Source organism: Vibrio superstes (assembly GCF_003569005.1).
In the GTDB taxonomy this organism is placed as follows: domain Bacteria; phylum Pseudomonadota; class Gammaproteobacteria; order Enterobacterales; family Vibrionaceae; genus Vibrio; species Vibrio superstes.
Window position 1 is genome coordinate 2,189,095 of record NZ_BCUR01000004.1, and the last position, 7,549, is coordinate 2,196,643.

Genomic DNA, 7,549 nt, shown 5'->3' on the forward strand with positions numbered 1-7,549 from the left:
CACATAGCGTATGTTGCGCAGAGTGTTTCACCTCTGTCTCGATAAATGATGACGCCTTTTTTATCTGATGTGCTACTCCATCGCAGAGTCTGAAGGGCTTGTTGCATCCTCGCATCAGTGTGGTGACCGCTCCCTTGTACTTTAAGGGCTGTGGGCTTATTGCATCCTCGGTCCATTAGGCAGTGCTGTTGGCATCAGCAGGCGGCTTATTGCATCCTCTACCTAGAGCTATGTATTCAATGATTGATTCATGAAATCGACTTGGATTGCATTAGAGATAGAACGCCAAACCGAAGTTGCTTCCATCTGTACCAAGTCCGTGGATTTCGTGAATACCGAAATTCAGAGATGGGCTTCAAGGGTAAGCTTGAATACCGTGACTTCCGAATACTTCTGAGTCTTTGATTCCGCAACTCCCGTAATTCAAGGGCTGGGCTTACTGTGGGAGACTTCGTCTAATTTCTTTCGATAATTAGACGAAGTCTAAGCGTGCGCTCTATTGGGCCTGTCGCTTGCACTGATTCGCTCACTCTTTCGAGTTCGCTGTGCAAGCGGATATTTCCGAGCGAGTAGGAATAATGAAACCTTAACTGACCTCTCGGTGTGTCCTCTGTAGAGGATGTTTTGAACGGCGCTGTTGCGCCTCACTAAAGAGTAGGTCTCGCTTTTAAGGTTGATGAATAAGTGATGCTTTTATTTAGGTGCTTTATTGTCCAGTGAAATGGCGTACTTTCGATTTAACGGATAGCGACTCCCTCTCTCTTCGACGCTATTTCTTAAATCCTTTGTGTTTGATTTCAACACCATCAAGTACAAGGTAAATCCCCCTCTCACCTAGAAGAAAAGGACGTCCCAAAAAAAGACGCTGCGAAGACTTTCGGGAAAGATGAATAATGATACGGTCCTTAGGCACTCAAAAAGTGGATACAGACCGGTTATTTTTTGGAGAACCTAATATGAATTACTCAAAGAGCCATACTCTAACACTGTTTGAAGAGACTGATTTCAGTCTGCTACATAACGCTCCACTACAACTCGTGGAAATCAAAGGACCTATTTTTGGTACACCCTCTTCTCAGCAATTGCTGGCCTACTGCTTCTTCGGCATGAATGCTTGTTATTCGACAGGAAGGCCTAGAAGCTCAAGTTGGATATAAAAAGCGCAGAGGCATGTACAGTAGCCAGCCAGCACTTATCGCTCAAAACATACTAGACCGAAATTTCTCACCGTCTGAGCCAAACCAATCTTGGGTAACGGACATCACTTACATCCGAACACATGAAGGCTGGCTGTATCTCGCTATCGTGCTAGATCTCTATTCACGAGCAATAGTAGGTTGGTCAATGAGATCAAGGATGGAATCAGAGTTGGTAACACAAGCCCTTCTTGCAGAAGGTGTGGCGTCGAAAGCCAAAAAGTAAAGTGCTAATCCATTCCGATCAGGGCAGTCAGTTTACTGGTTACGAATGGCCGGAATTCCTCAAAGAACATAACCTGATACCGAGCATGAGTCGTAAGGAAAATTGTCATGACAACCCGGTAGCGGAAAGCTTCTTCCAGCTACTAAAACGTGAGCAAATCAAGAAAAAGATCTATCAAACAAGAGAAAAAGCACGTTCAGATATTTTCTGATTACATCGAGATGTTTTATAACTCTAGACGTAAGCATAGCCATGCAGAAAATATGCCTCCACTGGTGCATGAACAGCTTGGAGTTTACAACTAGTCACTGGTCTACAAGAGGCTGGTCGATTCAGCCATTATTTTCATCATCTTCACTCTAGTCACTATCCTACTGATGATCGTGGAGACGGACACTAAGAAAAACAAAGTAACTACCGTAAAAGGTGGCAAAAAGTCTAGTCAATTTTCTTTCATCAAAGCGATTTCGATTTCTAATCACCCGCTAAGATACAGTCGATAGGCCAACTCTTTAGCGAGGATCAACTTCATGCGGAGACATCATGAAGAATTCGCGCTTGTCATTGAAACGCAGATGGTCGTATTTTCGGTGCAAACGCTTCTCCATTGCAAGCCCATCTCGACATCGAAATTTTCGCTCTATAGTAAATGAAGCCGGTGCTGAAGTAGAGCGATTTAACTCTCTTACTCTTTCCTCAACACTTCGAGTGGTCATGCCGATTTTAATAAGCCCAGGCATCGCCGGATTACTCAAGATATACACCCATTCATTCATCTGCGCTCGTTGAGATTGACCTTGTCCCCAGTGGTGATGGTTTGCGTCTGCAAGAGGGTCAGCCCTAGAGGTCAGCTGTTCAAAGGTGTATTGCATCACTTGAGGTTGAGACTCATGTTGGTGAAAAGCTTTACGCTTTCTCCGCTCCCTAAAAAAATGGTTTAATTCAGCGCGAATGATCGATTGAAAAGTGCGTTTAAAGAGCCCCATGATTACCTGTTTTGAAATAGCAATAGACTCAACAGTATACTCAAGCGCACTCAACACTCCGTTACCACATTACGCCACCTACCCACGCTTAGTTTTCAGTTGTTACAAAGGTATGTCTGGGGACGGTTATGTAGTTCTGCTAGTAGAAAATACCGAGGAATGGATAAAGCCTTTCGACGTTGACGGGAAAACACTAAATGAGCTATATCTGGAAGAAGATAAAAACGCTAAAGCGACTCTTTCCTATGACGACACGCAAGGCACCGTACTAATCATTCCTGCTATTCATAAACCAATCAAATTACTAGGTGTCTTCGAGCAGCACCCTATCGACGTGTCCTTGCAGATGTGCATAAATATCAATACCACTACAATGGGAATGAATGACTGCTACGCCAAAGCTTACCAAAGTTAGGACAGTGAACTGAACCGTGCTTATATCGCACTGGGCGGAGTAAACAACGAAGCCTTGCAACTAGCGCAAAGAGACTGGATTCAGTTTCGAGATTCGCAACAGGACTATCTAAAACAGGTCTTTAGTAATCAAGAAGGCACTATGTGGATTTTGAGATATGGAGTCATACTTACCGACTCATTAAAGAGCAAGTGGAGCGCCTGCAAGCTATCTACCAATAATAACAGTTAAACCTCTACCCTACCCTGATAAGCATCATACTCATCAGCCAGAGTCATCAACCGATTCACCTCATGCCGACCGTGACCAGTAACGCTTTAAAAACTCATCAAGACAGTGGTTTTGATAAAATAAACGTAGGAAATAGCCCTTTTTAACCGAGGTTTCGTAACTTCTTGCCCATTCAAACCTCTTCTCTTGGATTTGCTCTTTGTGCTCTGCCCACCCCTTTACTTTGGCAAAAGTATAGCAATCCACAATGTACAAGTAGTCTCCCCTACGTACGCTCATATCTAGCCCCTAACTAACGTTTTCTTAACTCTAGTTGAAAGCCTCCAACTCTCGCCAGTCACAACAAAAGAGAACTTTTTACTATGGCGCAATCTGATAACAGCTTAATTAGACGAACGTATTACACTGCGCCCAACTTACCGTTTTGGAGACAAAAAATGATTGCAGGTATTCTTCTTATCTTCGTTGTTATCGGGCTGGTTCTTATTGGTATGAAACTCTCAACCATCCAAGAGCGTTTGGATGAAAGACGAACTATGGAAAAAGAGAAAGCAGAGCGTGAGAAAGTAATCCTAGGCACGCTTATCAACATCGAAACCGAACTAATCAAAAGTCAGCAACACTCACAAAGCTAACACAGCCAAAACTTTGCTCTTACACGAGACTAACCACAATTTAGACACCTTGGAGTCATAAATGAACCCTTCAAAGGGCCTAATCGGCCTTGCACTGATTGCCACTGCTTTTACAGCCACCGCTGCCCGCCATCAATGGACATTAGCCCATGACAATACCATGAGTTATCACGCATCTATGGGCACAATTGAATCCCAAGAGCGCGGGTTAGACCATGCTGAACTGACAGTTCAGTGCATGAAAGAGAGCTATTCGTCCAATTTAACGTTTAGCATTCAAACACCGGTATCTCTCAACGAAGACAGTATCATTACACTGGAAACAGACGGCAAAAATGGTGCTCTGATGCAAACTTACTCTGGTGCATTTCTAGATGATACTATCACCAAGATTGTCGATTTCGAGAACTACTTACCTACCCTGCAACAAGGGAATACGCTGATTCTGAAAGCCGATAGTGGCAATAAAGAAATGACGTATACATTTTCACTTAAAGGCGCTCACAGAGCTATTGGTGCAGTGGTTGAGCACTGTAATGCCTAACTCATCAAACACAAACAATACAGGAGAGCCCAGGTTCTCCTTTTTCATTCCCAGTCAAAGACTTTTAGAACCGCGAAAGTGAAATATGCAAATAGCGGTTGATCAACCTCAAGACCTAACACCGATAAACGTTGGCGATGGTTTACGGGCTTGAAATTGCTCCCGTGTAGTCATGACTACACCGATAAACGTTGGCGATGGTTTACGGACTTGAAATTGCTCCCGTGTAGTCATGACTACTGGACTACAGTGGTTTGATGGTGCCCTTTGTAGTCTGGACTACAGTAGAACTATGATGGCCTTGAATTGCCAAGGTGTAGTCTGGACTACAGTAGAGAATGATTTTTACAAGCGAAATTGAGCGGTCCTGACTACAAGGGTGAAAGAATACAAGACGCACACTACAAAGTAGACATCAAGATTTAATTCAAATCCAATGTATTGAATGTCGTTTGCTTGTTCGTTCGTTAGTGCATCCATAGTTCACAACGTTACCATTAGATACAGTTGTATATGAGCAATCCCACTGCTGCGAGTTATCATCCCGAAGTTTAATCTTTGTGGAAGTTCCAATAACTGCAGTCGTACTTCGCTCTGATAAGCCATCAAACTCATCTTCTGCGGTGACTATCATATTGGGCGTTTCGGTATTCCAGATACGCTTAGTGATAGTTGCTCGAGAGTCATAGTCGGTACCACGTTCAGAGAACTCGATATCGGCCACCCCACGAGCCTTGATGCGATTAGCTTCAATATTAAGAAGCCCATTCTTAGTGAAGAACCTTAATAAAGTGACTCTATCGTTTTCAATAAGATTGCCGTATTCGTACCATGAGAAAATGGTTTCCAATCCCGTAGTTTGAATCTTAGCAGGTGCACATTCGGAATGATTAACTAACCCTTCGTTATCGCTGTAGCCAATATCAGCAATTTCTCCATATTCATAAAGTCGAACGTTGCGGAAACCGGTGTTGCCGTCGATGTATTCGACTTCAGCATTAAAGCAGATGAAGTCGCTTAGCTTTTGTTCACTGAATCAGAATCCAGCTTTGGGGCAGAAATGAGTTATCACGACTCACTGTTTCAACACACTCGATAGCAATATGGAGCCATTCATAGGAGGTTCAGTTCTCTGCCCCTCGACCCATGAATGGCCGACAAGAACAAGACAATCAGAAAATATTCAATCCAAAAACGTCTTTAACATCAAAAAGTACACCCGACGTTTTTTCTCTAGAGACTTGGCTTCCCTTGATTAAAATATCAATTAGTTGCGCTTTATCCCCCAGAAACTCTATTCTCCTTTCTCTTATAGGGCGGAGTATTTCCTGCAAGCACTCTTCCAGCACCTTTTTGGTAGTGCCGTCACCAAGTCCTCCACGGCGATAGTGCTCTTTTAGCTGATTGACATATTCCTCGTCAGGGTGAAAAGCGTCGAGGTAGGTGAAAACCACATTCCCTTCCACATTGCCCGGGTCTTCAATTCTTAGATGGTCAGGGTCGGTATACATAGATTTTACGGCTTCCGATATCTCTTTCTCTGTCGCCCCTAGATTGATGGTGTTACTCATCGACTTGGACATTTTGTTTTTTCCATCGGTACTAGGGAGCCGCGGTGCGTTACTCAATAGAGGTTTGCACTCAGTTAAAACACTACAACCTGCCAGTGTATTAACCTTTCTCACTATCTCGTTGGTTTGCTCAAGCATTGGCAATTGATCATCACCTACGGGAACCAAAGAGGCGTTAAATCCAGTTATATCGGCCGCTTGTGATATTGGGTAGGTCAGGAAACCTGCTGGGATAGAACGTTCAAAACCTTTGTTTTGTATTTCGCTTTTTACTGTTGGGTTTCGCTCTAATCGACTGATGGTTACAAGATTGCTGTAGTACATGGTCAACTCTGCAAGCGCAGGAAGTTGTGATTGGAGGCAAATGGTGGTTTGGGCAGGGTCGATGCCAACGGCTAAATAATCAGCTACCACATTTAGAATGTTGGATGATACTTTTTTAGGGTTGTGGGCATTATCAGTGAGGCCTTGCATGTCAGCAACAAGGATCGTTTGTTCGTGGACGGCCTGCAAGCCTACACGTTGCTTCAGTGAGCCCACATAATGACCGAGATGCAATGGCCCTGTGGCTCTATCACCGGTCAAAATAATTTCTTGGCTATCGAGGTTTTGTGTTCTGTTCATGGGTGTATCTCCTAGTTAAAACAGATCGCTACTGGAGATACAAAAAGAAATTACAGTCTTAGCTACCTTCCAGCAGCTTAAGAATGTAAGAATTCCGTGCCGCTCTATTTAGAGCGCCACCAGAAGAAGAATGATGTAGGAATTAAAATGTAATTCATCCGAACAACTTAACAAGTATCGTTTTGAAGTTCAACCAAGGGGAATGGCCTTTGCATAAAAAGCCTTATGTTGGACCGCCGTGACTAAGTAAGGTGACTGGGTGCTCTAAAGTGTAAAGGGGCACTTCTGAGTTACGAAGTGCCAACTATGAAGGTTTTAGACAAAAATGAGTTAGAGAGCTTGTGAAATTATTGCCGAATAGATTATCTGAAGTATCGCAAACCTCTAACTGACTGGCCAAAGTCTAACCTAAAAAAGAGTAACGAATGAATAATTGCAACCTAACCGATTTAGGCAATCTTGATATCATCTATTCAAACACTCGCTTTTAGCTTAATTATTTCTTCTCAACTAACCCACATCGTGACCACGTAAAATATCGCTCGTCAACTCATGAGCAGAACAATCAACCGCCACTCTTATGTAACAAAATATTTCATAGCAATCCAACTGATTCATCGATAGTACCTATTTATCTGAACTAAAACCCTTTACGTATAGTCTGCCCTGCTCCCAACGTACCGGCTACCTAGTACGTTGAATCTGTTTATATCTGATGAAAGATTCATCAGACTTTCTATGCAAAGGACGGCTCCATATAAGTATTGAGATTATTGAAAATGAAAACACAAACCATCGCATTAGCTATCCTTGCTTCACTTTCTTCTGGCATGGCATTAGCTAATGATATTAATCAAGGCGATTGGACAAACGACGCGACTGCAACCCAAACTGAGAAAGGACACAATGACCGTCAAGATGTGAAAATTGATAACAATGAGAAACGTTCAATTCGTAATGATGAACGTAGTCGAGCTAATGAAGATCGCTCTATCAACAATGAGACCAAGACAGAACATAATCGCCGTCAAATTGAAGACAACAAAGGGAATATTGACAGAAACAGAAGTGATATCGATTCCAATAAAGGACGAATTGATAATAACTCTGATGCAATCCAA

Annotated in this window: 10 protein-coding genes and 1 pseudogene; 7 read left to right on the forward strand and 4 right to left on the reverse strand. The window is 42.9% G+C overall.

Going from position 1 to position 7,549, the window contains the following annotated elements:
• The first annotated feature begins 956 nt into the window (after positions 1–956).
• Both D5I41_RS21295 and D5I41_RS21460 read left to right on the forward strand, forming a co-directional pair.
• Positions 957–1,157, forward strand: a complete 201-nt coding sequence (locus tag D5I41_RS21295; RefSeq protein ID WP_147094824.1) for a hypothetical protein — start codon at positions 957–959, stop codon at positions 1,155–1,157.
• A pseudogene (locus D5I41_RS21460) lies at positions 1,117–1,727 on the forward strand (IS3 family transposase); the annotation flags it as partial. The gene D5I41_RS21295 and the pseudogene D5I41_RS21460, both read left to right, overlap by 41 nt.
• Positions 1,728–1,934: 207 nt before the next feature.
• Here D5I41_RS21460 and D5I41_RS17920 read toward each other — a convergent pair.
• Positions 1,935–2,465 carry a GIY-YIG nuclease family protein gene (locus D5I41_RS17920; protein WP_147094825.1) on the reverse strand — a complete coding sequence of 177 codons (531 nt, stop codon included), beginning with the start codon at positions 2,463–2,465 and terminating at the stop codon, positions 1,935–1,937.
• A 55-nt stretch (positions 2,466–2,520) separates the two neighbouring features.
• On the opposite strand from D5I41_RS17920, the gene D5I41_RS17925 reads away from it, so the two are divergent.
• Positions 2,521–2,823, forward strand: a complete 303-nt coding sequence (locus D5I41_RS17925; RefSeq protein WP_147094826.1) for a hypothetical protein — start codon at positions 2,521–2,523, stop codon at positions 2,821–2,823.
• Positions 2,824–2,832: 9 nt separating this feature from the next.
• The gene (locus D5I41_RS21600) at positions 2,833–3,054 is read left to right on the forward strand and encodes a lysozyme inhibitor LprI family protein (RefSeq protein WP_119010977.1); all 222 of its coding nucleotides are present in this window, start codon (positions 2,833–2,835) and stop codon (positions 3,052–3,054) included.
• Positions 3,055–3,114: 60 nt separating this feature from the next.
• Here the strand turns inward: D5I41_RS21600 and D5I41_RS17935 are convergent, their stop codons facing one another.
• Positions 3,115–3,333: a hypothetical protein gene (locus tag D5I41_RS17935; RefSeq protein WP_119010978.1), complete on the reverse strand. Its 219-nt coding sequence runs from the start codon at positions 3,331–3,333 to the stop codon at positions 3,115–3,117.
• A gap of 158 nt (positions 3,334–3,491) precedes the next feature.
• Between D5I41_RS17935 and D5I41_RS17940 the strand changes: the two genes are divergently transcribed.
• A complete protein-coding gene (locus D5I41_RS17940; protein WP_119010979.1) occupies positions 3,492–3,689 on the forward strand; it encodes a hypothetical protein in 198 nt (65 codons plus the stop codon).
• 61 nt (positions 3,690–3,750) lie between these two features.
• Entirely contained in the window at positions 3,751–4,233 is a 483-nt protein-coding gene (locus D5I41_RS17945) for a hypothetical protein (RefSeq protein WP_119010980.1), read from the forward strand.
• A gap of 427 nt (positions 4,234–4,660) precedes the next feature.
• On the opposite strand, the gene D5I41_RS17950 is transcribed toward D5I41_RS17945, so the two are convergent.
• A complete protein-coding gene (locus tag D5I41_RS17950) occupies positions 4,661–5,083 on the reverse strand; it encodes a hypothetical protein (protein WP_119010981.1) in 423 nt (140 codons plus the stop codon).
• Positions 5,084–5,405: 322 nt separating this feature from the next.
• On the reverse strand, positions 5,406–6,428 hold the full coding sequence (trpS, locus tag D5I41_RS17955; RefSeq protein WP_119010982.1) for a tryptophan--tRNA ligase: 1,023 nt from the start codon (positions 6,426–6,428) through the stop codon (positions 5,406–5,408).
• Positions 6,429–7,207: 779 nt separating this feature from the next.
• On the opposite strand from trpS, the gene D5I41_RS17960 reads away from it, so the two are divergent.
• The coding region (locus D5I41_RS17960; protein ID WP_162892859.1) for a hypothetical protein at positions 7,208–7,549 on the forward strand (342 nt) is incomplete at its 3' end.